25 protein-coding genes and 1 tRNA gene are annotated in these 26073 nt (G+C 64.9%); 14 read left to right on the plus strand and 12 right to left on the minus strand.

Going from position 1 to position 26073, the window contains the following annotated elements; genetic code table 11:
• Window positions 1–46 precede the first annotated feature (46 nt).
• Window positions 47–223, minus strand: coding sequence for a hypothetical protein (locus EO094_RS10190; protein WP_170130372.1), 177 nt, complete (start codon window positions 221–223; stop codon window positions 47–49).
• Between the two features lie 395 nt (window positions 224–618).
• Here EO094_RS10190 and EO094_RS10195 point away from each other — a divergent pair.
• The 3 genes from EO094_RS10195 to EO094_RS10205 all read left to right on the plus strand — a co-directional run bounded on the left by EO094_RS10195 (window position 619) and on the right by EO094_RS10205 (window position 1653).
• A tRNA-Thr gene (locus EO094_RS10195) sits at window positions 619–693 on the plus strand.
• Between the two features lie 81 nt (window positions 694–774).
• Window positions 775–1206 (plus strand): DUF6538 domain-containing protein, encoded by a 432-nt coding sequence (locus tag EO094_RS10200; RefSeq protein WP_128292197.1) that lies wholly within the window; start codon window positions 775–777, stop codon window positions 1204–1206.
• Between the two features lie 105 nt (window positions 1207–1311).
• Window positions 1312–1653, plus strand: a complete 342-nt coding sequence (locus tag EO094_RS10205; RefSeq protein WP_164879621.1) for a hypothetical protein — start codon at window positions 1312–1314, stop codon at window positions 1651–1653.
• Window positions 1654–1901: 248 nt separating this feature from the next.
• Here the strand turns inward: EO094_RS10205 and EO094_RS10210 are convergent, their stop codons facing one another.
• From EO094_RS10210 to puuE, 3 genes are all read right to left on the minus strand, one after another.
• Window positions 1902–2195, minus strand: coding sequence for a 4a-hydroxytetrahydrobiopterin dehydratase (locus EO094_RS10210; RefSeq protein WP_128292198.1), 294 nt, complete (start codon window positions 2193–2195; stop codon window positions 1902–1904).
• Window positions 2196–2234: 39 nt separating this feature from the next.
• The gene (locus EO094_RS10215) at window positions 2235–2651 is read right to left on the minus strand and encodes a dihydroneopterin aldolase (RefSeq protein WP_164879622.1); all 417 of its coding nucleotides are present in this window, start codon (window positions 2649–2651) and stop codon (window positions 2235–2237) included.
• 167 nt (window positions 2652–2818) lie between these two features.
• Window positions 2819–4255 carry an allantoinase PuuE gene (gene puuE / locus EO094_RS10220; protein ID WP_128292200.1) on the minus strand — a complete coding sequence of 479 codons (1437 nt, stop codon included), beginning with the start codon at window positions 4253–4255 and terminating at the stop codon, window positions 2819–2821.
• A 294-nt stretch (window positions 4256–4549) separates the two neighbouring features.
• On the opposite strand from puuE, the gene uraH reads away from it, so the two are divergent.
• The 10 genes from uraH to guaD all read left to right on the plus strand — a co-directional run bounded on the left by uraH (window position 4550) and on the right by guaD (window position 17178).
• The gene (gene uraH / locus EO094_RS10225; RefSeq protein ID WP_128292201.1) at window positions 4550–4900 is read left to right on the plus strand and encodes a hydroxyisourate hydrolase; all 351 of its coding nucleotides are present in this window, start codon (window positions 4550–4552) and stop codon (window positions 4898–4900) included.
• Window positions 4900–6378 (plus strand): xanthine dehydrogenase small subunit, encoded by a 1479-nt coding sequence (xdhA, locus tag EO094_RS10230; protein WP_128292202.1) that lies wholly within the window; start codon window positions 4900–4902, stop codon window positions 6376–6378. Before uraH ends, xdhA begins: the two co-directional genes overlap by 1 nt.
• Window positions 6378–8783, plus strand: a complete 2406-nt coding sequence (gene xdhB / locus EO094_RS10235; protein WP_128292203.1) for a xanthine dehydrogenase molybdopterin binding subunit — start codon at window positions 6378–6380, stop codon at window positions 8781–8783. Before xdhA ends, xdhB begins: the two co-directional genes overlap by 1 nt.
• Window positions 8780–9673, plus strand: coding sequence for a xanthine dehydrogenase accessory protein XdhC (xdhC, locus tag EO094_RS10240; RefSeq protein ID WP_246008462.1), 894 nt, complete (start codon window positions 8780–8782; stop codon window positions 9671–9673). Before xdhB ends, xdhC begins: the two co-directional genes overlap by 4 nt.
• Entirely contained in the window at window positions 9636–11228 is a 1593-nt protein-coding gene (locus EO094_RS10245; RefSeq protein ID WP_128292204.1) for an ABC transporter ATP-binding protein, read from the plus strand. The genes xdhC and EO094_RS10245 overlap by 38 nt, the downstream gene beginning before the upstream one ends.
• Window positions 11218–12390 (plus strand): ABC transporter permease, encoded by a 1173-nt coding sequence (locus EO094_RS10250; protein ID WP_128292205.1) that lies wholly within the window; start codon window positions 11218–11220, stop codon window positions 12388–12390. Before EO094_RS10245 ends, EO094_RS10250 begins: the two co-directional genes overlap by 11 nt.
• Before the next feature lie 26 nt (window positions 12391–12416).
• Window positions 12417–13313 (plus strand): ABC transporter permease, encoded by an 897-nt coding sequence (locus tag EO094_RS10255; protein ID WP_092810003.1) that lies wholly within the window; start codon window positions 12417–12419, stop codon window positions 13311–13313.
• A 59-nt stretch (window positions 13314–13372) separates the two neighbouring features.
• Entirely contained in the window at window positions 13373–14443 is a 1071-nt protein-coding gene (locus EO094_RS10260) for a BMP family ABC transporter substrate-binding protein (protein ID WP_246008519.1), read from the plus strand.
• Between the two features lie 174 nt (window positions 14444–14617).
• Window positions 14618–15844, plus strand: coding sequence for a urate hydroxylase PuuD (locus tag EO094_RS10265; protein ID WP_128292208.1), 1227 nt, complete (start codon window positions 14618–14620; stop codon window positions 15842–15844).
• A complete protein-coding gene (gene guaD, locus EO094_RS10270; RefSeq protein ID WP_128292209.1) occupies window positions 15838–17178 on the plus strand; it encodes a guanine deaminase in 1341 nt (446 codons plus the stop codon). Before EO094_RS10265 ends, guaD begins: the two co-directional genes overlap by 7 nt.
• On the opposite strand, the gene EO094_RS10275 is transcribed toward guaD, so the two are convergent.
• The 8 genes from EO094_RS10275 to EO094_RS10310 all read right to left on the minus strand — a co-directional run bounded on the left by EO094_RS10275 (window position 17175) and on the right by EO094_RS10310 (window position 25367).
• A complete protein-coding gene (locus EO094_RS10275) occupies window positions 17175–17660 on the minus strand; it encodes a DUF4112 domain-containing protein (RefSeq protein ID WP_128292210.1) in 486 nt (161 codons plus the stop codon). The genes guaD and EO094_RS10275 overlap by 4 nt on opposite strands.
• 60 nt (window positions 17661–17720) lie before the next feature.
• Entirely contained in the window at window positions 17721–18995 is a 1275-nt protein-coding gene (locus EO094_RS10280; RefSeq protein ID WP_128292211.1) for an NAD(P)/FAD-dependent oxidoreductase, read from the minus strand.
• A gap of 23 nt (window positions 18996–19018) precedes the next feature.
• Window positions 19019–20434 carry a glutamine synthetase family protein gene (locus tag EO094_RS10285; protein ID WP_128292212.1) on the minus strand — a complete coding sequence of 472 codons (1416 nt, stop codon included), beginning with the start codon at window positions 20432–20434 and terminating at the stop codon, window positions 19019–19021.
• An 83-nt stretch (window positions 20435–20517) separates the two neighbouring features.
• On the minus strand, window positions 20518–21393 hold the full coding sequence (locus tag EO094_RS10290; RefSeq protein WP_128292213.1) for a MipA/OmpV family protein: 876 nt from the start codon (window positions 21391–21393) through the stop codon (window positions 20518–20520).
• A 121-nt stretch (window positions 21394–21514) separates the two neighbouring features.
• Window positions 21515–22648, minus strand: coding sequence for an ABC transporter permease (locus EO094_RS10295; RefSeq protein WP_128292214.1), 1134 nt, complete (start codon window positions 22646–22648; stop codon window positions 21515–21517).
• 1 nt (window position 22649) lies between these two features.
• Window positions 22650–23597, minus strand: a complete 948-nt coding sequence (locus EO094_RS10300) for an ABC transporter ATP-binding protein (protein WP_128292215.1) — start codon at window positions 23595–23597, stop codon at window positions 22650–22652.
• Entirely contained in the window at window positions 23594–24574 is a 981-nt protein-coding gene (locus tag EO094_RS10305; protein WP_128292216.1) for an HlyD family secretion protein, read from the minus strand. Before EO094_RS10305 ends, EO094_RS10300 begins: the two co-directional genes overlap by 4 nt.
• Window position 24575: 1 nt before the next feature.
• On the minus strand, window positions 24576–25367 hold the full coding sequence (locus EO094_RS10310; protein WP_128292217.1) for a CerR family C-terminal domain-containing protein: 792 nt from the start codon (window positions 25365–25367) through the stop codon (window positions 24576–24578).
• A 243-nt stretch (window positions 25368–25610) separates the two neighbouring features.
• On the opposite strand from EO094_RS10310, the gene EO094_RS10315 reads away from it, so the two are divergent.
• Entirely contained in the window at window positions 25611–25976 is a 366-nt protein-coding gene (locus EO094_RS10315) for an MmcQ/YjbR family DNA-binding protein (RefSeq protein WP_128292218.1), read from the plus strand.
• Window positions 25977–26073: the final 97 nt, after the last annotated feature.

Consider the following 26073-nt stretch of genomic DNA (forward strand, 5'->3'; position numbering starts at 1 on the left):
ATGCTCCTCTTGCGGCGTCTCGCCCGGGTTCGTCCCGCTTTGCCGCTTACGTCTTGTCGGAAACCGCGTCCGCGGATCGATCCGCCGCAGACCCGTCGCTTGCCGCGCGGGCCTTTTCCTTGCGTCGTTTCAGATTCGCCCTCAGCGCCTCGGCGAGCCTTTGCTCGCGCGCCTTGCGCGCCGCGTCTCGCGCCTCGTTCTTGTCCGGTTTTGCGCCCCGCATCGATCCTTCATAGACGAGCTGCCGCATGCAAGGAAGTCCAGTTGCAATCGGGCGAAAACGAGGCTCGGGCGGGATGGATAGAGAGGATGCGGTCCTGCGTGTCCTTGTCGCAACAGGGGGCGTGCCAGACGCCTGTTACAGGGGCAGGCGACACCGATGCTGCAGAGACGGACCCATTGAACCGGTGCTCGGAAGGAGGAGCAGGGGGCGTTGCCTCGGGTCGAAATCGCCCAGGCAGGGCTGCTGGCATGTGTCGAGCTTGCCTCAGGGGTGAGATTGCGCGCCTTCGCAGTTGCATGGCGCGGGCGCTTGTGGCATGGACCGGGCGCCTGAGGAACGGTTGCGCCGGTCCGGGACGCCCCGCGGGCGTCTTTTGGACAGCACGGTCACCGAAAGCCGCAGTAGCTCAGTGGTAGAGCGCACCCTTGGTAAGGGTGAGGTCGGGAGTTCAATCCTCCCCTGCGGCACCATTGCCAACCCGTTGGGTATCCTCAACTATCTGGTTTTGCTAGGCCTTTGGACGCTGCTCTTGGTACACAGGAGCGGTACACATGGTTCTGCGAATGGCTTCCCCGAGACGAAATCCTACGACCGGCATCTACGAGCTGCGCAAGCGCGTTCCGGCTGATCTGCGCGAGAAGGCGCGTGGCCGAATGATCACACTTCCCGTTGCTGGAGAAACTCGGCGGGTCCGAGCTGGCGCGGAGGTGAAAGTTTCGCTGTCCACGAGGGAGGCGACGGAGGCGAAGAAGCGGTTCAGAGAGGCCGAGGTGGCTCTGGAGTGGTTCTGGGAGGCGTTGCGCAACGGTCCTCAGAAGCTCAGCCATAAGCAGGCTCTGGCATTGGCCGGAGAGATTCGCGCCGAGCGGATCGCTGCGTTTGATGAGGAGCCCGCGACGGAAGCAATCTGGCAACGTCATTCGTGCAAATGCTCTTGCTCAGGAGGGTCGCCGGACGCCTTTGTCCATTCCTACCGAGCATGAACGCGACCTCGCTATCGAGAAGCGATTCGGGAAGATCACAGACATATAAAAGGCTGAATGCCACCCCTCGCGCTTACGGACCTCCTTCAACGTTGATATGCTTAAGTGATGCAAACCAGCCGCCTCCTGTCCGCCGAAGAATTTGAGGCTTGCTTTGCGCAGCCCATGCTCAACGTGACGGAGAATGCTGAGGCAGTTCTAGACATCTGGCCTTATGTCGATAGCCTTGATCTTAACGCGCTGGGCTTACCCAGCCTTAATGACGTGCATTACGTCTACAGAGATGCTCACGAACGCTTCGATCACGTTCTGATCGGCACCGGACGTTTCAACACTCTATTGATCATCGTTGTGGATCGACATCTTAGAACTGTGCTGGGCCATCATTTGCTTGATTTGAACGAGGCATATGGAAGACACGGCGGTCATCTCAAGCCAGTGCCTTAGCCGATACCGCTGTTTGAATTTATGAGTTCACGGCCTAGCTTGACCTCGGCCACAGCCTAGGTACACAGGCAAAGACGGCGGCTCCAAAAACGCTTGATAAATCAGGTGGTTGAAGGTGTTGGGGTGGAGTTCAATCCTCCCCTGCGGCACCATTTTTCGGTTTTCGAAAAAGAGATGACGGTTTGGCCCCGTGCCAGCGGCCGATGGCCGCCGACACGCGTCCGCCAAGATGTCGGCGTCGAGGCAGACTATCCGAGCATTCCCTCGATCTTCTCTGCGAGCGCAAAGTCTTTTTCTGTCAGGGAATCGGCGTCGTGGGTGCGCAGCGCGACGTCGAGGGTGCCGTATTTGACGGTGAGGTCGGGGTGGTGGTCGGCGGCTTCGGCGAAATGGCCGATGGCGTTTGCGGCCAGCAGGCTTTTGGCGAAATTCTTGGTTTTGTAGCTGCGGCAAAGATAGCCGTCTTCGACGCGCCATTCCGGCAGACGGGTCTTGGCTTGTGCGGTGGCGTCGTGATCTGAGAAGCGGCGGGTTTCGGCCATGAAAGGCTCCCTCGGCTGGCCGCGGGGGCCCTCAGCGTCCTATGCGCCGGGCGCCTCCTTGCGGCGGATGATCGTGGTGCCGGCGCGCGCCTTTTCCAGTTCGAGCTTTTCCACCCGAAGCGCGACGATCGCGGCAAGCGGCTCTTCCAGGATCCGGGCGGCGATTTTCTCCGCCAGGGTCTCTACAAGGTCGAAATGCCCTTCGGCGACGATGGTTTCGATCGCATCCGTCAAAGCGTCATAAGAGAGAACGTCTTCGAGCTTCACCGGTTCGCCGGCAGGAGGAGCCGCGCGCGGCCGCGTCGCGACCGTCATGTCGAAGCGCACCTGTTGTGGCCCGTGCCTCTCACGCTGATAGGCGCCGATGCGCACCGGCAGAACGAATTCCGACACGAAGACGAGGTCGGCGCCTTCTTGCGCGGCAAGCCGCAACATGTCTTCGGCTTTGGCCAACATCGTCATCGGTCCTTAGGAGATTGCTGTGAGGTTGCGGCTGATATTGCGGCGGCTGCGAGGACGCCCGCCCAGGCAGGTTTGTAACCGCTAGATGCTTGAAAGGCTCCACGGAACGCGCCGCCCGATGGCGCTGTGGACAAAGGTGGATGAGCGACCGGCGGCGATGCTCACGCCTGCCGCTCCGGCAGCATGTCCTGAAGGCGCAGGAGAGCGATCTTTTCGACCTCGTGGCAGGCGGTCGCAAATTCCGTCTCCCGGTCATGCGCGAGGCGGTCTTCGAAGGCGGTGCGGATCTCGTCCTTGTTGCGCCCCTTGACCGCCATGATGAAAGGGAAGCCGAATTTTTCCCGGTAGCGCCGGTTGAGATCGCGGAAATGCTCGCGTTCTCCCGCATCGAGCTGGTCGAGCCCGGCGGAGGCCTGTTCGGCGGTGGAGGCATCAGTGAGGGCATGCGCCTCGGCGAGTTTGCCGGCGAGGTCGGGATGGGCTTCGAGCACAGAGAGGCGTTTTTCTTCGCTGGCCGAACGGAAGGCGGCCGCCATTGCGCCGAAGAGGCCGCGCGCCGTGTCATGCGCCGGCCCAAGCTCACTCTTATAGGTGCGCTTGGCGACCCAGGGCGAGGATTCAAAGACGCTGCCGAAGCGCATCATAAAGGCCTCGCGACCCATCTGGCTCGGCCGCACGAAACCATGCGGCGGGTGGTGGGCATGCCAGTGGCGGGCGATGTCGATGCGCCGTGCGATCCACACATCGTCGAGGCTCTGGATGTAGCCGAGGAAGCGCTTCAGCGCGGCGAAGCGGCCGGGGCGCCCGGCAAGGCGGCAATGCAGCCCGATCGACAGCATTTTGGGCTCGCCCGCGAGCCCTTCCGCACGCAACGTGTCGAAGGCGTCCTTGAGATAGGTGAAGAAATCGGTGCCTGACCCGAAGCCCTGCGCGGCGACGAAGCGCATGTCGTTGGCTTCGAGCGTGTAGGGGACGATGAGATGCGGGCCCGTCTCCCCTTCCACCCAATAGGGGAGGTCGTCGGCATAGGAATCGGAGGAATAGACGAAACCGCCTTCCTCCATCGCGAGCCTCGCCGAATGTTCAGACGAGCGGCCCGTATACCAGCCGAGGGGGCGTTCGCCGGTTGCCGCCTGATGCAGCGCAATCGCCTTTTCCATATGGGCGCGCTCGTCGGCGGCGGAGAAATCCTTGTAGTCGATCCATTTGTAGCCGTGCGAGGCGATCTCCCAATCGGCCTCCTGCATGGCGGTGACGGCTTCGGGATTGCGGGCGAGCGCGGTCGCGACGCCGAAGACGGTGACCGGCACCTGGCGCTGGCTGAACAGCCGCCACAGCCGCCAGAAGCCGGCGCGCGAGCCGTATTCGTAATGCGATTCCATGTTCATGTGGCGCTGGCCGGGCCAGGGCTGTGCGCCGACGATGTCGGAGAGGAAGGCTTCCGAGGCCTCGTCGCCGTGGAGAAGCGCGTTTTCGCCGCCCTCTTCGTAATTGACCACGAACTGGACCGCGATCGCGGCGTCTTGAGGCCAGTTCGCCTTGGGGGGCGTGCGTCCGTAACCGAGGAGATCGCGAGGGTAACGGTTGGAACTGGTCATGATGTCAAATCCGTAGGCTCTTGCCTGAGATGGCCTGCCGCCGGCGAAGGGCTTGCCGCGCGGGCCTTTGCGTTTGCACCCCCGGGCGCTGGCCCGTCAATCCGCTCGCGACGGCACGTGGCGGTCGCGCGAGAGCCTGCCGCGGGATCGAGGCGGGTTTTTCGGACCCTGCGCCTCGCCTCGGCAAGCCCCTCGCGCGCGGAAACGGGCGAGGCGTTGCGCGAAGGGGTTGTGCAAAGATTGGCTGTGGCGCACCTTTGGGCAGAGGGGCAGACAAGATCGCGCGGAGTGTGCATGAGCCAAGGCCGTTTGACCACGCATGTCCTGGATACGGCCGCGGGCCGTCCCGCATCGGGCCTCAGGATCGAGCTGTTCGATGCGGCGGGCGAAAAGCTTCGCGAGGTTTCCACGAACGCCGACGGGCGCTGCGACGCCCCGCTTCTCGAAGGCTCCGATTTCAAGGCGGGGCGCTACGAGCTTCTTTTCCATGTGGGCGATTATTTTCGCGGGAGCGGCGTGGATCTGCCAGGTCCCGCCTTTCTCGACGTGGTGCCCGTGCGCTTCGGCATCGCCGATCCCGGCGCGCATTACCATGTGCCGCTTCTCGTCTCGCCCTACGGCTATTCCACCTATCGGGGGAGCTGATGGGCAAGGCGATCTGCTTTCTTCTCGGCGACGAGCCGCGCCGTGTCACGGATCGTCCGCCCACGGAAACGATCCTCGAATATTTGCGCCGGGAGGAACGTCTGCCGGGCACCAAGGAAGGCTGCGCGGAGGGTGATTGCGGCGCCTGCACCGTGGTTCTGGGCGAGCCGGACGAGACAGGCGGCATCACCTATCGCAGCGTCAATTCCTGCATCCAGTTTCTGCCCTCGCTGCATGGGCGCCAGCTTCTCACCGTGGAACATCTGAAACGTGACGATGGCAGCCTCCATCCGGTGCAGCAGGCGATGGTCGAGCATCACGGCTCGCAATGCGGCTTCTGCACGCCGGGCTTCGTGATGCAGCTCTATGCTGGCTTTCTGACCGGTGAGGCGACGAGCCGGCAGGAGGTGAAAGACTGGATTGCCGGCAATCTCTGCCGCTGCACCGGTTATGGGCCGATCATCGAGGCCGGCGTCGCCGCGCTGAAGGATGGCGGGCATGGCCGCGGCGCGGAACGGCCCGAGGCGGCGGAGACGGCCGCAAAGCTCCGCGCGCTCGACAACGGCGCCATGCTGCGCATTTCGTATCGCGACGAGACGGGCCGCGAGCAGCGCTGGTTCACGCCGCGCTCCATCGAGGAACTTGCCGTCACCTATTCCGGCTATCCCGACGCAGTGCTGGTTGCCGGCGCCACCGATGTCGGGCTCTGGGTGACGAAGAAAAGGCGGTTTCTGCAGACGGTGATCGACGTCACCCGGGTCGAAGAGCTCCAGGAGATCGCCGAGACCGAGGAGACGCTGTCGTTCGGCGCGGCCGTGTCGCATCGCCGGGCGGCGGAGCGGCTCGGAGTGCTCCACGCGGATCTCGGCGAGCTGATGCGCCGCTTCGCTTCCGTGCAGATCCGCAATACCGGCACGGTCGGCGGCAACATCGCCAACGGCTCGCCGATCGGCGATCTGCCGCCCGCGTTGATGGCGCTTGGGAGCCGTCTTTATCTGCGCCGGCGCGACGAAGAGCGGAACGTGCCGCTTGAAGATTTCTTTCTTGCCTATGGCCGCCAGGACCGCTGGCGCGGCGAATTCGTGGAAAAGGTGGTGATCGACAAGCTGCCGAAGAATGCACGCTTCGGCTGCTACAAGATCTCCAAAAGCTTCGACCAGGATATTTCCGCCGTGATGGGCGCCTTCCGCGTCGACCTCGACGGCGAGAAGATCGTCGCGGCAAGGCTCGCCTTCGGTGGCATGGCGGCGACACCGAAGCGGGCGGCGAAGGCCGAGTCGGCCCTCATCGGCGAAAATTTCGGCGAGGCCGCGTTTCGGAAGGCCGCGGCGGCGCTTGCTGAGGATTTCACCCCGCTCGACGATATGCGCGCCTCCGCCGCCTATCGGTTGAAAGTGGCGCAGAATTTGCTCGTTCGGTTTTCCATGGATCGAACCGATGACGGAGAGCGCGTGCCCAGCGTCCTGGAGCTTGCCTGATGGATGAAAACCTCATCCAGGACCGCGGTGTCGCCGGCACCGCGCGGCAGGAAAGGCCGCATGCGGCGGCGCGGCACGAGAGCCGGGAGAGGATCGCGGGCGGCGTCGCCCGGCCCGAGCCGCATGACAGCGGCGCAAGGCATGTCTCGGGCGAGGCCCGCTACATCGACGACATGGCCGAATTGCCGGGCACGTTGCACATCTATGTGGCGATGAGCGACCGCGCCCATGCCGAGATCAAAAAGCTGGATCTTGAAAAAGTGCGCGCCGCCCATGGCGTCGCCTGCGTGCTGACGGCCGCCGACATTCCGGGTGAAAACGATGCAAGCCCGGTCTTCGGCGATGATCCGGTGTTTGCCGACAAGATCGTGGAATATCACGGCCAGTCGATTTTTGCGGTGGCGGCCGAGACGCTGGCGCTGGCGCGCGCGGCGGCCGACAGCGCGGAGATCGTCTACGCGGACCGAGATGCGGTGATCACGCTGGACGAGGCGCTCGAAGCCGGTGCGGATCTTCTGCCGCCGCACGAAATGCGGCTCGGCGATTGCGATGGGGTGCTCGCACAAGCGCCGCACAGAGTTTCAGGCCGCGTGCGCATCGGCGGCCAGGATCATTTCTATCTTGAAGGCCAGATCGCCTATGCGCTGCCGGGCGAGGATGGCGACATCGTTGTGCATTCCTCCACCCAGCATCCGAGCGAGGTGCAGCACAACGTGGCGAAGGTGCTGGATCTGCCCGATCATGCCGTGACGATCGAGGTGCGGCGCATGGGCGGCGGCTTTGGCGGCAAGGAAAGCCAGCCCGCACTCTTTGCCGCGATCGCAGCACTCGTCGCGGCGAAGACGGGAAGGCCCGCCAAACTCCGCCTCGACCGCGACGACGACATGGTGATGACCGGCAAAAGGCACGATTTTCTCATCGATTACGAGGCGGGGTTCGACGGTGAGGGGCGCATTGCCGGCGCGGCCTTCGACCAGGTGATGCGTTGCGGCTATTCCGCGGATCTTTCAGGCGCGATTGCCGATCGGGCGATGTTTCATGCCGACAATGCCTATGCCTTGAACGCGGCGCGCATCCGCTCGCGGCGCATGAAGACGCATACGGTGTCGAACACCGCCTTTCGCGGCTTCGGCGGGCCGCAGGGCATGGTGGCGACGGAGCGCATGATCGAGAAGATCGCCTTCGCGCTCGGCAAGGACCCGCTCGATATCCGCAAGGCGAATTTCTATCCGGCGGCGGGTGGTGCGCTCACGCCCTATCATATGGAGGTGACGGACAGCGTCATCGCCGAGATGGTGGAGGAGCTGGAAAAGAGCTCCAACTACCGCGCGCGGCGGAAGGCGGTCCGCGCCTTCAACGCCACGAGCCCGGTGGTGAAGAAGGGGCTCGCTCTGACGCCGGTGAAATTCGGCATTTCCTTCACGACCCGGCATCTCAATCAGGCCGGCGCCCTCGTCCATGTCTACAAGGACGGCTCCGTCATGCTCAATCACGGCGGCACGGAGATGGGGCAGGGGCTCTTCGTCAAGGTCGCGCAGGTGGTGGCGGAGGAGTTCCAGATCGATCTCGCCAGGGTGAAGATCACTTCAACGCGCACCGACAAGGTGCCGAACACCTCGGCGACGGCGGCCTCCTCCGGCTCCGACATCAACGGCATGGCGGCGCAGGCGGCGGCGCGCACCATCAAGGAGCGGCTCATTGCCTTTGCGGCCGAAGCGTACGGGGTGTCGCGCGAAAAAATCGTCTTTCGGCCGAACCGGGTTGAGATCGGCGACGAGGAGATGAGCTTCGCCGAACTCGTGGAGGAGGCCTATCTCGCCCGCATCTCGCTTTCGGCGACGGGCTTCTATGCGACGCCCGGCATCACCTATGACCGCGAGACGGCGACGGGCCATCCCTTCTTCTATTTCGCCTATGGCGCCGCCTGTTCGGAGGTCGCGATCGACACGCTGACCGGCGAGAACAAGGTCTTGCGCGTCGATATCCTTCATGAGGTCGGCCGCTCGCTCAATCCGGCCGTCGATATGGGCCAGATCGAGGGGGGCTTCATTCAAGGCATGGGCTGGCTGACGACGGAAGAGCTCTGCTGGAACGGCAAAGGCGAGCTCACCACGCATGCCCCCTCGACCTACAAGATCCCGACGGCGAACGATCGCCCGGACGATATGCGCATCAAGATCTGGGAGAAGGGCGAGAGCCAGGCGGAGACGATCTATCGCTCCAAGGCCGTCGGCGAGCCGCCCTTGATGCTGGCGATTTCCGTTTTCTCCGCCCTCGCGGACGCGGTTTCGGCGGCCTCCGATTACAAGGTCTTCCCCGATCTCGACGCGCCGGCAACGCCCGAACGCATTCTCTTTGCCGTGGAAGACGTGCGCCGGCAGGCGGCGGAAGCGACGGCCGCATGAGCGGGCTCTGCCAGAAGATGCGCGCCGCGCTCGACGAAGGCCGGAAGGCGATCCTCATCGAAGTCGACGAGGCGAAAGGCTCCACGCCGCGCGAGGCGGGGGCGGCGATGCTGGTGACGGAGACGGACTTCGCCGGCACGATCGGCGGTGGCATGCTCGAATATGAGGCGCTGGCCGAGGCCCGCCGGATGCTGGCGGGTGAGCGAGGCTCGGACGCGCGCGAGGTTCCGCTCGGCCCCGATCTCGGTCAGTGCTGCGGCGGCCGTGTCGGCCTCTCCTTCCGGCGCGTCGATCGGGCGCTGGCGGCGGAGATGGAGGCCCGTGAGATGGCCGAGCGCGAGATCTCTCCGAGCGTCGTCGTCTTCGGGGCGGGCCATGTCGGCCGGGCGCTCGCCATGGCTCTGGCTCCACTCCCCTTCCGCACGACCATCGTCGATCCACGCGAAGAAATGCTCAGCGACTTGCCGGAGGGCGTGGCGACGGTCTGGACGGCGCTGCCGGAGGCTGTCATCGCCGAGGCGGCGCCGGGTTCGGCCGCGATCATCGCCACGCACAGCCATGCGCTCGACTTCGCCGTCGCCTATGCCGCACTGAAACGCGGTGATTTTGCCTATACCGGGATGATCGGATCGAAAACGAAACGGGCACAGTTCGAGCGCTGGGCTTGCGGGGAAGGGCTCGCGCGCGCCAATGTGGACCGGCTGATCCTGCCGATCGGAAGCAGAACCTTGAAGGACAAGAGGCCGCCTGTGATTGCCGCGCTCGTCGCGGCGGAGGTGGCGGTCTGCTTGTTGGAAAAACGGCCATCCGTGCAGGCGGATGCGATAGCCACACGGACATGCAGGGAAAGACATGGCGACGGAAGGCAAACCGCCACGGCTCGCGCTTGAAGGTATTACCAAGCGTTTTCCGGGCGTTCTCGCCAATGATGATGTGAGCTTCTCCGTCGCGCCGGGCGAGATCCACGCGCTTCTCGGCGAGAACGGGGCGGGCAAATCGACGCTCGTCAAGATCATCTACGGCGTCCTGCAGGCCGACGAAGGCCGGGTGCTGTGGGACGGCGAGCCGGTTTCGATCGCCAATCCTAAGGCCGCGCGGCGCCTCGGCATCGGCATGGTCTTTCAGCATTTCTCGCTGTTTGAGGCGATGACGGTTCTGGAAAACATCGCCCTCGGCCTCGACCATTCCTTCAGCTGGCGCGAGTTGCAGCAGCGCGTCGGCGACATCCTCAAGACCTACGATCTGCCGCTCGATCCGAACCGCGAGGTGCACACTCTGTCGGTGGGCGAGCGCCAGCGCATCGAGATCGTGCGCTCGCTCCTGCAATCGCCGAAACTTCTGATCATGGACGAGCCGACCTCCGTGTTGACGCCGCAGGAGGTGGAACGGCTTTTCGAGACCTTGCGCCGGCTGGCCGCGGAAGGCTGCTCGATCCTTTATATCTCCCACAAGCTCAACGAGATTCAGGCGCTCTGCGACACCGCCACGATCCTGCGCGGCGGGCAGGTCGTCGCCACCTGCGACCCGCGCGAGGAATCGGCGAGATCGATGGCCGAGATGATGATCGGCGCCTCCTTGCGCGACGTGAGCCGCAAGCCCGGCACCGACTTCGGCCCGGAACGGCTGCGCGTCACGCATCTTTCTGCGCCGGGCGAGGGGCCGTTCGGCGTTCCCCTCAAAGACATCAATCTCTCGGTGCGCGCCGGCGAGGTCGTGGGGATCGCGGGCGTTGCCGGTAACGGCCAGAACGAATTGCTGGCGGCTCTCGTCGGCGAGATCGAGGGCGCGGAAAGCGGCAACATCTTTCTCGACGGGGTGCCCTCCATCGCCGCACATGTTGGCGACAGGCGGCGCGACGGCATGTGCTCCGTGCCGGAAGAGCGCAACGGCCACGGCGCCGTTCCGGCCTGCTCACTCACCGACAATGCCGTCTTGACCGCGCGCCATCGCATGGAACTGGCGAGCCACGGCTTCATCCGCTATGGGGCGGCGGAGAAATATGCCGAACAGGTGATTGCGGCCTTCGACGTGAAGGCGACGGGGCCGCGCGCACCGGCGGCGAGCCTGTCCGGCGGCAATCTGCAGAAATTCATCATGGGCCGCGAGATCCTGCAAAAGCCGGACGTCCTCATCGTCTCGCAGCCGACCTGGGGCGTCGATGCGGGCGCGGCGGCTGCCATCCACCAGGCGCTCGTCGACCTTGCCGCCGCCGGTTCGGCGATCCTCCTGATCAGCCAGGATCTCGACGAGCTTCTGGCGTTGTGCGATCGCATCGCCGTCATCAATGGCGGCGTCTTGTCGGAGATGCTCGACGTGGAGGGGATCTCGATCGAAAGAGTGGGCCTGTTGATGGGCGGCATGCATGGCGAGGATGCCGCCGGGAGTGGCGGCGACGGCGGCGGGCCGCGCCAGGGGCCCCGCGAGGAGCAAGTTCATGCGGCTTAGGCTGGAGCCGCGCCGCGAGGCGAGCCGGGCGATGCTCTACGGGACGCCGGTTCTCGCTGTCGCGCTCACCGTCCTTGCGGGTATCCTGATCTTTTCGCTCATGGGCTATGACGGGCTGGCGGCGATCTATCAGATCTTCGTCGCGCCGATCGCCGATCCCTATCGCTGGCAGGACCTCTTCGTGAAGGCCGCGCCGCTCATCACCATCGCGCTCGGGCTGGCCATCGGCTTTCGCGCCAATGTCTGGAACATCGGCGCGGAGGGCCAGTATATCGTCGGCGCACTCGCCGGCACGGGGGTGGCGCTCGCCACCTGGGACATGGAAGGCTACTGGATCCTGCCGGCGATGGTCGCGGCGGGCATTCTCGGCGGTCTCCTCTGGGCCGCGATCCCGGCGTTTCTGAAGACGCGCTTCAACGTCAACGAGATCCTGACCAGCCTGATGCTGACCTATGTGGCGGTGCAGCTTCTCTATTATCTGATGCGCGGACCCTGGCGCGATCCGGAAGGCTACGGCTTCCCGCAGACGCGCCTGTTCTCCGAATGGCAGACGCTGCCGACCGTCGTGCAGGGCACGCTCGTGCATCTGGGTGTCCCCGTCGCCTTCTTTCTGGCAATCGCCGTCTGGATCGTCCTGTCGCGCACGGTGACGGGCTTTCAGGTGCGGATCGTCGGCCTCGCCCCGCAGGCGGCGCGTTATGGCGGCTTTTCCGCCCGCGGCACGGTCTGGCTGACGCTTCTCACCTCCGGCGCCTTTGCCGGGCTCGCCGGCATTTTCGAAGCGGCCGGTCCGTTTCAGCAGATGACGCCGCAGTTTTCCGTCAATTACGGCTTCACGGCGATCATCGTCGCCTTTCTCGGGCGCCTGCATCCGCTCGGCATCGTGCTTGCGGGCATGGTCCTGGCCGTGTCCTATGTGGGCGGCGAGAACGCTCAGACGGCGCTCGGCCTTCCCTATGCGGCGACCGGCATGTTTCAGGCGATGATGCTGTTCTTCCTGCTCGCGGTCGACATTCTCGTGCGCTACCGCCTGCGGGTGGTGGTACCGGCCGATCTCAGCCGGCCGGCGGAGGCGCGCCATCCGCACATAAGGCAGGCCGACGAAGGCTCCCGGACGTCATCCACTCCCCTCGACAAGCAAAGAGAAAGTCTCAGCGCGTGACGACGGCGATCTTCATTTCGATCATCATGACGCTTGTCGGCGCGGCGACGCCGATCCTTCTGGCGGCGCTCGGCGAGCTCGTCGTGGAAAAGAGCGGCGTGCTCAATCTCGGCCTCGAAGGCATGATGCTGATCGGCGCCGTCACCGCCTTCGGCGTGACCTTTACGACCGGCAGCGCCTCGCTCGGTCTCGTCGCCGCGATGGCGGCGGGGGCCGCCGCCTCGATGATTTTTGCGTTCCTGACGCTGACCCTGACCGCCAATCAGGTGGCGACCGGGCTCGCGCTGACGATCTTCGGCATCGGCCTTTCCTCCCTCATCGGGCAGAATTTCGTCGGCCGCACGGTGAGCGGGCTCGAGCATATCTTCCCCGCCGCGCTCGCCGACGATCCGATCGGGCGCGTCGTCTTCGGCTATTCGCCGCTCGTCTATCTTTCGCTCGTCATGACGGCGTTCGTTGCCTGGTTCCTCACGCGCTCGCGCGCCGGCCTCATCCTGCGGGCGATCGGGGAAAGCGACGAGGCGGCGCATTCGATCGGCTATTCGGTCATCCGCGTGCGCTATCTCGCGGTCGCCTTCGGCGGGGCGATGGCCGGGCTTGGCGGCGCCTATTACTCGCTGGTGATGACGCCGATGTGGGCCGACCGGCTGACGGCGGGGCGCGGATGGATCGCGCTGGCGCTCGTCGTCTTCGCCTCCTGGCGGCCGCTCCGGCTTTTGGGCGGCGCCTATCTCTTCGGCGCGGTGATGACGCTCGAACTTCACGCCAAGGCCGCCGGCATCAATATCGTGCCGCCGGAATTTCTGGCGATGCTGCCCTATCTTGCGACCATCGTGGTCCTGACCTTGATTTCGATCGCGCCGTCCGGCCGCCGCAACGCGGCCCCGGCCTGTCTCGGCAAACCCTTCCGCGCCACCGGTTGAGAGCGCGCGTTTTTGATCCCGCACCTCGTGAACACCAGGGAGTTTTGTCAATGAGTAGAATGAACAGGCGCCAGATCTTGGTCGGCAGCGCCGCGACCCTTGCTCTTCCCGCTCTGATCGGCCGGGCCGCCGCCCAGGACGGGCCGCTCAATGTCGGCTTCGTCTATGTCGGGCCGATCGGCGATTACGGCTGGAGCCACGCCCATGACGAGGCGCGCAAGAAAGCGCAGGAGCATTTCGGCGACAAGATCAAGACGAACTACGTCGAGAACGTCGCCGAGGGCCCGGATGCGGAACGCGTCATCCGCCAGCTCGCGCAGCAGGGTAACAAGCTCATCTTCACGACGTCGTTCGGCTTCATGAATTCGACGATCAAGGTCGCGAAGCAGTTTCCGGACGTGCATTTCGAGCATGCCACCGGCTACAAGACGGCCGACAATGTCGGCATCTACAATGCCCGCTTCTATGAAGGCCGCGCCGTCATCGGCACGATCGCCGGCATGATGTCGAAATCCGGCAAGGCGGGCTATGTCGGCTCCGTGCCGATCCCGGAAGTGGTGCGCGGCATCAACGCCTTCACGCTCGCCGCGCAGAAGGTCAATCCGGACTTCACCACGCAGGTCGTGTGGGTGAACTCCTGGTACGATCCGGCCAAGGAAGCCGACGCCGCCAAGGCGCTGATCGACCAGGGCTGCGATATCATTTCCCAGCACACCGATTCCCCGGCGCCGCTGCAGGCCGCCGAGCAGCGCGGCGTTTATGCCTTCGGCCAGGCCTCCAACATGATCGACTTCGCGCCGAAGGCGCATCTGACGGCGATCACCGACAATTGGGGCCCCTATTACATCGACCAGATCCAGAAACAGCTCGACGGCGAATGGGAGCCGGGCAACATCTGGTGGGGCATCGAGAAGGGTCTCGTCGGCATCGCGCCCTACAACGACATCATGCCGGCCGATGTGAAGGAAGCCGCCGACAAGGTGAAGAACGGCATCGCCTCGGGCGAGATCCATCCCTTCTCCGGCCCGATCACCGACCAGTCCGGCGAAGTGAAGGTGCCGGAAGGCGACACGATCCCGGACGAGCAGCTCCTGGGGCTCGACTGGTACGTGAAGGGCGTTCAGAGCTAAGCCATCGCCGTGGCGGAGGCGGTTTCCGGCCGCCTTCGCCAGCAGGCGACGCCTGCAGCTTTTTAAATGAGGACGGAGCGCTGCCCTGCGCTCCGTTGAGTCTCCCCTTGGGAGACGGTGACGGATGGGCAGCATGATTGCATCGCGCCTATCCGTGCGTGATCGGGAGAAAGAATGGGTGCGATCGTCTGGGAATGGCTGAGCCTTGCCGTGCGCTTCGTGCACGTGATCACCGGCATCGCCTGGATCGGCTCATCGTTTTATTTCATCGCGCTCGATCTCGGCCTCAGGCGCCGTGAGGGACTGCCGGACGGCGTCACCGGCGAGGCCTGGCAGGTGCATGGCGGCGGCTTCTACCACATGCAGAAATATGCCGTGGCGCCGCATTTCATGCCGGACGAGCTCACCTGGTTCAAATGGGAGAGCTATTTCACCTTCCTCTCCGGCTTCGTGCTCCTCTGCATCGTCTATTATTTCGGCGCCGAGCTCTTCCTGATCGACCCGTCGATCGCCGATATTCCCGAATGGGGCGCGGTTCTCATCGGCCTTGCCGGTCTCGGCTCCGGCTGGCTCGCCTATGACCGGCTCTGCCGCTCGCCGCTCGGGCGCCACGACACGCTTCTTTTCGTCGTGCTCTTCGTCTTTCTGGTCGTGGCCTTCTTCCTCTTCTGCCACGTCTTTTCCGGGCGCGGCGCCTTCATCCATTGCGGTGCGCTCATCGCCACGATCATGACGGCGAACGTCTTCTTCGTGATCATTCCGAACCAGAAGATCGTGGTCGCCGACCTGAAGGCGGGGCGGGAGCCGGCCGCGCATCTCGGCAAGGCGGCGAAGCAGCGCTCGCTGCACAACAATTATCTGACGCTGCCCGTCCTCTTCTTCATGCTGTCGAACCATTATCCGCTCGCTTTCGCGACAGAGTGGAACTGGCTGATCGCCATTCTGGTGCTGCCGACAGGCGCGCTCATCCGGCATTTCTTCAACACGATGCATCGGACGGGCCGGAAGCTCTGGTGGCCCTGGGCGGTGGTCGCCGTGCTCGTCGCCGCGATCGTGGCGCTGTCGCGCTTTCCGGGCTACGGGCCGCAGGAGGCGGCGGATGCCAGGATCGACAAGGATCCCGAGCTCGCTCTGATGGCCTCGATGCATTTCGACGAGGCGCAGGCGATCGTCATGGGGCATTGCTCCATGTGCCACGCCGCCGAGCCTTTGTTTGAAGGGGTTCACACGGCGCCGAAGGGCGTGCTCCTCGACACACCCGAAGAGGTGGCCCGCAACTGGCAGAGGATCGACATGCAGGCGGTGCGCTCCAAAGCCATGCCGCCGCCGGGGGTTGCCGTGATCAGCCCCGAGGAACGGCAGACGCTCGCCGCCTGGATCGGAAGCCGGTCGGCATGGTGAGCACGAAATCCGCCGCTCCGGGCCGGGTGGACGCGATCCGCGGCCGGCTTCTGTGGTTTGAGGCCGATCCCTATCTCGCCGGCGAGCGCGAGGCCGTGCGCTATCTCGAGGACGGGCTTCTCGTTCTGAAAGACGGGCGGATCGCGGCCGTGGGTGAAGCGGGCGCGCTCGCGACGACGCTGCCCGAAAATGCCGTCATCGCCGATCACCGCCCGCATCTCGTCATGCCGGGCTTGATCGACCCGCATCTCCATATGCCGCAGACGCAGGTGATCGCCTCCTACGGCGCGCATCTTCTGGAATGGCTGGAGAAATACACGTTTGTCGAGGAGCAGAAATACGCCGATCCCGGCATTTGCGCGGTGGCCTCGACCTTCCTTCTCGACGAGCTTTTGCGCTCCGGCACGACGAGCGGCGCGGTTTATGGCTCGGTGCATCCAGAATCCGCCGACGCGCTCTTTGCCGAGGCGTTCAAGCGGAACATGCGGCTTGTCGCCGGCAAGGTGATGATGGACCGGGCCGCACCGGACGCGCTCCTCGATACACCGGAGACGGGATATGAGGAGTCAAAGGCGCTGATCGAGAAATGGCACGGGCACGGCCGGCTCTCTTATGCGATCACGCCGCGCTTTGCCGTCACGTCGTCGGAGGCACAGCTCGAGGCGGCCGGTGCGCTCGCGGCGGAATACCCTCAGATGCACATCCAGACGCATCTGTCGGAGAACACGCTCGAGATCGAAACCGTCGCCCGCGATTTTTCATGGTCTGAGGATTATACCGCCGTCTACGAACGCTACGGGCTGGTGCGGAAGAAGGCGCTGTTCGGCCATTGCATCCATCTCTCTAAGCGTGAACGCCAGGCGCTGGCGCAGGCCGGGGCCTCCGCGATCTCGTGTCCGACCTCGAACCTTTTCCTGGGCTCCGGTCTTTTCGATCTTGCGGCCATGCGCGCGGCCGAACCGGCGGTGAAGGTCGGGGTCGCAACCGATATCGGCGGCGGCACCTCCTATTCGATGCTCCAGACGGTGTCGGAATTCTACAAGGTGCTGGCGCTCAAGGAGCAGCGGCTGACGCCGTTCGAGGCCTTTCACATGCTGACGCTCGGCAATGCCGAGGCGCTCTGCCTCGACGATCGTATCGGCACGTTCCGGCCCGGGATGGAGGCCGATTGCGTCGTGCTCGACAGTGCCGCGACACCGGCCATGCGCTGGCGCATGGAGAGGGTGGAGACGCTCTTTGAAGAGCTCTTCGTGCTGATGATGCTGGGCGATGATCGCGCGGTTGCCGCGACTTATCTAATGGGTGCGCCCGCTTACAGTTCCGAAAAGGCTTAGCGGCGCTTCTGCGCCGTCGCATTCTTCGGGGTCACGTCGCGCATGTGTGCATCGCCGGTGACGTCGACCATGCCGATGCCGTGCTTTTCCCGAAGATGCTCGGTCAGAAGCCGGACATTGCGCAGATTGGCCTTGAAATAGACGTCGCCGAGATCGCCGACGAGGGGCACGAGGCCGAGCGCGAAGTCGAAGCCGGCATTGCGCACCATCTTCGCCTTCACGTCCGTGTCGGCGCCGAGCTGATGGGCGCGGTAGATGAGATAGGCGGAGATGATGCCGCCCGCCGCATCGCCGATGCCGGGGATGAGGCCGATCAGGGAATCGAAGCCGAAACGGAAACCGGGCACGCCGAAGCGCGCATCCATCATCTTCGCCAGCGATTCAAGCCGGTTGAGCTCGCGCTCGATTTCTACAGCGCTGTGCTGGCGCGAAGAGGTGCGGTCGAAGCCGGTGTCGAAACGAGATGAAGCGGTGCGGTCCATGAAGCGATAACGCGCTCGCGTTGTGCGTGTTCCCGCGCGCGTCTTCGCCTTGCGCCGTGCTCAGAACCGGTCGACGAGCTGGCCGTGCCAGATGGCGAGGCTCACCATGGCGCGGCGGAGTGCGGTGATGCCGGGCACGCGGCCGACCTTGAGGTCGGTGTAGAGGGCGAGTTCCTGCGGCACACGGCCGAGCGCCTCTTCGGCGAGGAGCTTGCCGACATAGGGCGCGAGCGCCACGCCCTGGCCGGAAAAGCCGGCGGCCGTCATGACGCCCGGCGCGATCTCGCGGATGAAGGGCATGCGCGCCGGCGTGATCGAGACGACGCCGCCCCAGCCATGGGCGATCTTGATGTCCTTCAGCTGCGGATAGACGCGCAGGAAATGCGGCCGCACGAAGCTGCCGATGTCGGAGGGGATGCGCCCGGCGCTGCTTTCGCCGCCGCCGAAGAGGAGACGACCGTCCGCCGATTTGCGCCAGTAGCAGATGACGAAATAGCTGTCGGAGGCGCATTCGCCGCCGGGCAGCACGGTTTCGGCGAGATCGCCGAGCGGTTCCGTCGCCACCATGAAGCTGTTGACGCCGACGGTGCGCCCGCGGGTGACGGCCTCGAACGGGCCCGAGCGCCCGTTGGTGGTGACGATGAGGCGCTCCGCCGTCACCTCGCCGGACGGTGTTTGGACGCGAAAACGCCCGTTCTCTTTCCTGTAGGAGAGGGCGGGGCTGTCTTCGTAAAGGCGGGCGCCTGCGGCCTCGGTCGCGCCGGCGAGGCCAAGGAGAAAGGCGTAAGGGTCGAGATGGCCGGCGCCTGTGTCGCGACAGCCGCCGTAATAGGAGGGCGAGCCGACCGCCGCTGCCGCTTCCTCACGGCTCAAGACCTCGATGTCGGGATAATCGTAGCGCTCCCGCAGCGTCTCGACGAAATGGGCGTTTTCCTTTTCGTCGGCCGGCCGGTGGAAGACGTCGATGAGACCGTTGGTGATGTCGCAGCCGAAGCGGGCGGCAAGGCCGCGCACGAGCGCTTTTGCCTCTTCGCCCACCTGCCAGAGCGCCTTGGCACGCTCAAAGCCGTAATGCTTTTCGAGCCAGAGAATGTCGCGGCGCTGGCCGGAATGGATCTGGCCGCCATTGCGCCCCGACGCGCCGTAGCCGAGGCGGTCCGCCTCCAGCAGCACCACCCGCGTCCCCGCTTCGGCGAGATGCAGGGCCGCGGAAAGGCCGGCGAGGCCGCCGCCGATAACGCAGACATCGGCGTCCGTCTGTCCCGAGAGCATCGGCCTTTCGGGGCGGTCACCGGCTGTCAGATGGTACCAGGAGGGCGGGAAAGGCCGCGGCACGGCTTGCTCGAAAGTTGGAGGGGTTAGACGCTGAGAAGGAGGTATTCACGCTCCCAGGGGCTGATCACCCCCATGAAGGTTTCGTATTCGGTTTCCTTGATGCCGCGATAGATGCTGACGAAGGGGCTGCCGAAGATTTCCACCAGTTCCGGTGTGTTCTCCAGAAGCTGGACGGCATCGAGAATGGAACGCGGCAGGGTGAAGGGCGCGTCATAGCCCGTGCCGGCCGCCGGTTCGTCCGGTTCGAGCTTGTTGACGAGACCGAGATAGCCGCAGGCGAGAGAGGCCGCGATCGCGAGATAGGGATTGGCGTCGGAGGAGGGGACGCGGTTTTCCACGCGCCGCGCCGCAGGATCGGAAAGAGGCACGCGCAGCCCGACGGTGCGGTTGTCGTAGCCCCAGCGCATGTTGATCGGCGCCGAGGTGTGCGGCGTGATGCGGCGATAGGAATTCACGAACGGCGCCATCATCGCCATGGCGCGCGGAATGTAGGTCTGCAGGCCGGCGATATAATAGAGGAATTCCTTGCTGGCCCCGCCGTCCGGCGTGGAGAAGATGTTGTCGCCCGTCTTAAGGCTCACCACCGAATGGTGGATGTGCATGGCCGAGCCCGGTTCGGCGGCAATCGGCTTCGCCATGAAGGTCGCGTACATCTCGTGGCGCAGCGCCGCCTCGCGGATCGTGCGCTTGAACAGAAACACCTGGTCGGCGAGTTCGACGGGATCGCCGTGGCGCAGATTGATTTCCATCTGCGCCGTTCCCGCCTCATGGGCGAGCGTGTCGATCTCGAGCCCCTGGGCTTCTGAGAATTCGTAGATGTCGTCGAAGAGGGCCTCGAACTCGTTGACCGCGGAGATCGAATAGGCCTGGCGGGCGCGCTCCGTGCGCCCGGATCGTCCGACCGGCGGCTCGAGCGGATAATCCGGATCGAGATTGGGTTTGACGAGATAGAATTCGAGCTCGGGCGCGACCACCGGCTGGATGCCGGCGTCGTTGTAGAGCTGGATGACCTGCTGCAGCACCCGGCGCGGGGAAACTTCCACCGGACGCCCGTCGCGGTGATAGGCGTTGTGGATGACATGCGCGGTCGGGTCGGACGCCCAGGGCACGACGGCGAGGGTGGAGAAATCCGGGCGGAAGATGAGATCGCCGTCCGTGATGGATTCGGCGTATTCCTCTTCGTCGCGGTCCGGATAATCGCCGGTGATGGTCTGGGTGAAGATCGCCGCCGGCAGCGTCATCGGCTTGTCGTCGAAGAATTTTCCGGTCGGCATCAGCTTGCCGCGGGCGACACCGGCCTGATCGGGCACGATGCATTCGATGTCTTCGATGGCCCGTTCCCGGCACCAGCGCCGGGCTTCTTCACTGTTGGCGACGCCGCGTCGGAGAGAGGTTTCCGGGTCCGTCGGCGTGGCCGTGGCTTTATGCGATTCGGTCATGATCACCTCGCCCCCTTCATACCCGATGATGAGGCGAAGGCGAAGCTCGACGAATGGGCGGTCAAACGGGCCGCCGGCACAGCTCAGTCGAAGAGGTCGAGACCGAATTTGTAGGTGAGGCCGAGAGCCGCCGTGAACTGGTTCTCGCTGCCGACATCGGTGATCGGCGAATCCGCGGCATCGCCGATGAGCCGCTCGTAGTTGGCCTGGCCGACGACCGACCAATTCTCGGTGAAGGCGTAACGCGCTTCGAGCGAAGCCCCGACACCTTTGATGCCGCCGTCGGGATCGAAGACCGCAAGCCCCGAGGCCGCCGCCTGCTCCGGCGTGATGCCGAGATAGGTCTGCAGATATTCCGCATCGGCGAAGGAAAGCCGGGGGCCGGCCGTGATTTCGAGCTTGTTGGTCGGATGCGTCACGAGATTGACGCCCGTCTCGCCGACGAAGCCGTCATGGCCCGTCACGCCGCGGCGCAGCGCGAGATAGGCTTCGAGATCGTTCCACCGGTATTTGACGGCGCCGCCGAGTTCGACCGCCGTATCGACGTCGCCGATGCCGCGAAGCTTGGAATAATCGCTGTCGTCGCGCTCGCGCACGACGCGGAAGGACGGGCTGACCGAAAGCCCCTGTTCCGGCTTGCCGCCGAACTCGCCGAAAACCGGCAGGCTGAGATAATGCAGGGCGACGAAGGGCTGCGGCTGGACCGTATAATCGTCCGCGCCCTCATAGGCGGGCTGGACCGAGGCGCCGGCGCCGAGCTCCAGAATGAGATCGTGGCTGCTCTTGTCCGCGGGAACGGGTGTTTCCTGCGCGGCAACGGGCGTGGTGGCCGACGAGGCGGCGATGAACGCTGCCAGGACACTGCCTGCGAACGCACGGATCGCAGCGCGCGGGTGAACCCGCCGCTTTTTCCCGGATCTGTCGGCCGAATTCTCGATGATGTCGCCAAGCTCTTGCATGGAACAATCGCTACCGACTCCACGCTGCACAGCAAAGAAACGAATCGTCCGGCGATGGGCTTTTTCGGAAACCGTGGCGGCGCGGCCACGCCCGATGCCGCAGAGGGTGGTCGCTCTGCGCTCAGTCGAGGGTGTTGCGGAAGCGGATGAGGGCGAGCGCGGCGATGACGCCGAGGAAGGCGAGGATCGGCCAGATTTCCGGCCAGACGAAGGAGAGGTCGCTGCCCTTCAGCATGATGCCGCGCACGACGCGCAGGAAATGCGTGAGCGGCAGGACATTGCCGAGGATCTGCGCCCATTCCGGCATGCCGCGGAAGGGGAACATGAAACCCGAGAGAAGGATCGACGGCAGAAAGAAGAAGAACGTCATCTGCATCGCCTGGAGCTGCGTGCGGGCGAGCGTGGAGAAGGTGTAGCCGAGCGTCACATTGGCGGCGAGGAAGATGGTGACGGCGACGAGAAGGGCGAGATAATTGCCGAGCATCGGCACGTTGAAGAGCGTGAGCGCGGCGGCGAGGATGACGACGACCTGGATGAGGCCGAGGCCGATATAGGGCACGATCTTGCCGATCATGATCTCCACCGGTTTGACCGGCATGGAGAGGAGATTCTCCATCGTGCCGCGTTCGATCTCGCGGGTGAGGGCGAGCGCCGTCATCAAGGTCGTGGTCATGGTGAGGATGGTGCCGAGAAGGCCCGGCACGATGTTGTACTGGCTGATGCCCTCCGGATTGTAGAGGCGGTGGATGATGACGTCGGCGCTGCGCGCCTGTGCGCTTTTTGAACCGAGCGGGCCGCTCAGGACATGGGCGATGGCGCGGCTGACGATCTCCGGCATGGCGGCGAGCGCATTGGCGGAGGCGGCGGGATCCGTCGCGTCGGCTTCCACGACGACTTCGGGGGAAAGCCCGCGCACGAGATCGCGCTCGAAATTCTGCGGAATGGTGAGAACGAAGGAGAGCGAGCCGTCTTCGAGGGCTGCGCGCGCGTCCGTCTCGCGGGCGAGCGGGGCGGCAATGTCGAAATAGCCGGAGGTTTCCATGCCCGCGACGATGGCGCGCGACACCGGCCCGCCGTCGAGGACGAGGACGCCCGTCGGCAGCATCTTCGGATCGGTGTTGATGGCATAGCCGAAGAGGATGAGCTGCAGGATGGGGATGCCGATGATCATCGCGAAGGTGAGCCGGTCGCGGCGCATCTGGATGACTTCTTTGAGGAGCACCGCCTTGATGCGGGAGAGCGAGATCAGGCCCATCTCACCCCTCCAGCGCCTGGGCCTGGCTCATCAGGCGGATGAAGACGTCTTCGAGCGTCGTTTCGCCCTGGCGCACGGCGATGTCGTGGTCGCTCTTGACGGCATCGATCGCGGTTTTGAGGGCTTGCGCATCGGAGCCGACGACATGCACCTCGCTGCCGAAGGGCGCCACCTGTTCCACGCCCTTTGCCCCCGTCAGCGCTTTGGCGGCCGCCGGGGCGCCTTTGCCGCTCAAGATGAAGGTCGTAAGCTTCGACTGGTCGATGATCTCTGAGACCGTGCCGCGCGCCACGATGGTGCCATAGGCGATATAGACGATGCGGTGGCACCGCTCCGCCTCGTCCATGTAATGGGTGGAGACGAGGACGGTGAGGCCCGTTTCTGCGAGCTCGTGGATCTCGTCCCAGAATTCGCGCCGCGCCTTCGGATCGACGCCCGCCGTCGGCTCGTCGAGGAGAAGGAGCTCCGGCGTGTGCATGGTGCAGGCGGCGAGCGCCAGACGCTGCTTCCAGCCGCCCGACAACGTGCCCGCGAGCTGACCGCGCCTCGAGGCGAGGCCGAGACGGTCGAGCGTGTCTTTGGCTGCCTTGCGCACGTTTGTCATGCCGTAGAGGCGCGCGACGAAGACCAGATTTTCCTCGATCGTCAGGTCTTCGTAGAGCGAGAAACGCTGCGTCATGTAGCCGACGCGCCGCTTGATCTCTTCGGCTTGGGTCAGGATGTCGTAGCCAAGGCAGGTGCCGCTGCCGCCGTCGGGATGCAAAAGCCCGCAGATCATGCGGATGGTCGTGGTCTTGCCGGAGCCGTTCGGACCCAGGAAGCCGACGATCTCGCCGCGCGCGATCTCAAGGTCGATGTCCTTGACGACCGCCTTGCCGCCGAAGCGCTTGGTGAGATCCTCGACCTCGATGACGGGCGCGCGATCGCTTTGGCTGGTGCCCGACCTCATGATCCGGGCTCCGCAGCGACGAGGCGCACATCGACCGGCTGCCCGACGCGCAGGCGTGCCGTGTCGCCGACCGGCCGCGCCTCGGCGCGGAAGAGAAGCTTGTCGCGGCGTTTTTCGGAAAAAATGACCGGCGGGGTGAATTCCGCTTCCGCCGAGACGCGCGTCACTTTTGCGGTGAGACCGGCCGGGCAATTGTCGCAGGAGATGGCGATTTCGGCATTGTGCGGCAGTTGTGCGAGCTGCGGTTCCGGCACGAAGAAGACGATCTTGCGCTCGCTCTGCGGCAGAAGCGAGAGCACGGGCTCGCCGGCGGCGACGACCTCGCCCGGGCGATAATAGACATCGTCGATGAGGCCTGCTTCCGGGGCGCGGACATTCGTCTTCGCAAGCTTCGTCTTCGCCTGAGTGACGCCGGCGCGCGCCGCCTCGACCTGGCGTTCCGCCGCCTCGATCTGGGCTTTGCGGGCCGGCAGCGTGGCGACGTCTTTCTGACGCCGCGCCTCGGCAAGCTGCGCTTCGGCGACGGACAGGGTTTCGCTCGCCTGATCGAGGCGCGCCTTGGCGATGACGCCGCGCTGGAAAAGATCCTGCTGGCGCTGAAACTCCTTTTCCGCCTGATCGCGGGAGGCGCGCGCCTTGTCGATCTGCGCCTCGATGACGGAGAGTTCGACGGGCCGCTGGCCTTCGCGCCGGTCGGCGAGTTCGGCCTCGGCAGCGGCGAGTTCCGCCTCCGACTGGCGCAACTCCGCCTCGATCGTCTGGCGGTCGAGCGTGAAGAGGAGGGCGCCGGCCTCAATCTGCGCCCCTTCCTGAACCTTTATCTCGGCAAGACGCCCGGCGATTTCGGGCGCCGCATAGACGAAGTCGCCTTCGACATAGCCTTGCAGGGGCGGCGCATCGGCTTCGCCGGCACGCCCGCAGGCGGACAGGGTCGCGACGGCCGCAAGGACGACGAAAAGGGCACCGGCGACACGCATCTCATGCCTCCACCTTGCCACCGCGCAGCTCCGTCACGACGAGATGAAGATGCGTCCGGAGCATCGCCTTGATCTCGTCGAGGAGCGATGGGGTATACCGGTCGGCCCCGAGCCGGCGCAGAACCACGGCCTCGGCAACGCGCAGAAAAATGCCCTGGCCGATGAGGAGAAAGGTTCTGAGGCGCACAGTCTCGCTGTCGGGATCGAGGCCGGTCGCGATGCCGAAATTGAGGCACACCGTGCGGTGCATGCGCTCCATCACCTGCGCGTAGATGATGTCGAAGGCCGCCGTCGGGCTCATCTGCTCGCGCAGGATGAAACGGGCGACGCGGCGCATGTCCTCATGGCCGACGATGACGTCGACGATCGTGTCGAAGGCGAGCTCGAGATGGGCAAGCGCCTCCTGCGGGTTCGCGGGCGGGGCGGAATTGACGATCTGCGGCGCGCGTTCCGCGATCCGGCTTCCCATGATCGCGGCGACATAGCCGGCGACGGCGAGATAGAGCTCCTCCTTGCCGCCGAAGTGATAGGAGATCGCGGCGACATTGGCCTTGGCGAGCTTGGCGACATCGCGCACCGAGGCGGCATGCAGGCCGCGTTCGCCGAACAACTCCAAAGCGGCATCGAGAATGCGCTCGCGCGTCGTGTCGCCCGGAACGTTGGCCGGGCTCGCCGGCGAGCGGCGGGGCGCTGCGGGTTTCTCCGCGGGCGTTCTGGACGCGCCGGTGGCTTTCTCCGAGGATTTCGGCCGGCGAGCGCCTTCCTTGGGATGCAGCATGGGGGGCTGCATCATGGGGGGCTGCGACGCGGGGTTTCTGCTCATGGATAGGACTTTTCGGCCTTTGATCTAGGGGTAATCATCAATCAAACGATCGTTTAAGTCAAACGTTCGTTTGATTGCGTAATGTCGTGGCTGCGCAGGTCCGCGGAACATGCTAGCCGGGGCGCAGGAAGGCGGTCGCCGCCACCGGGGAGCTGGACGGCAGTCGCACCCGGGGACAGAGACGGCGGTTGCCGCCACCAGGGGAGGCGGGATTTGACCTACGAGGAATTCAACGCTTTCTGTGGCGCGCTGCCGGCAACGACCCATGTCGTGCAATGGGGCGGGGCGGATGTCTGGAAGGTCGGCGGCAAGGTCTTTGCGATCGGCGGCTGGCACGAGGAGCGGCCGGCCTTCACCTTCAAGACGACGGAGATCTCGTTCGAGATTTTGAAGGAGGAGCCGGGACTGTGCCCGGCGCCCTATCTCGCCTCGCGCGGCCTCACCTGGATCCAGGATTTTGCGCAAGGCCTCTCCGATGAAGACCTCCGCGCCTATCTCCGCGCCTCTCACCGCCTGGTGGCCCACGGGCTTTCGAAGAAAAAGCGGAAGGAATTGGGTCTCGACCAGGAGGATGGGTGAGGCGTGGGACCGCCGGACGCCGGTCTCGCTGGGCGGGCAGGCTGAGAGGGATAGGCGGCGGCATCCGCGTTCAGTGACCGAGTGCGCGACGTTCGAG

Source organism: Afifella aestuarii, from assembly GCF_004023665.1.
GTDB lineage: Bacteria > Pseudomonadota > Alphaproteobacteria > Rhizobiales > Afifellaceae > Afifella > Afifella aestuarii.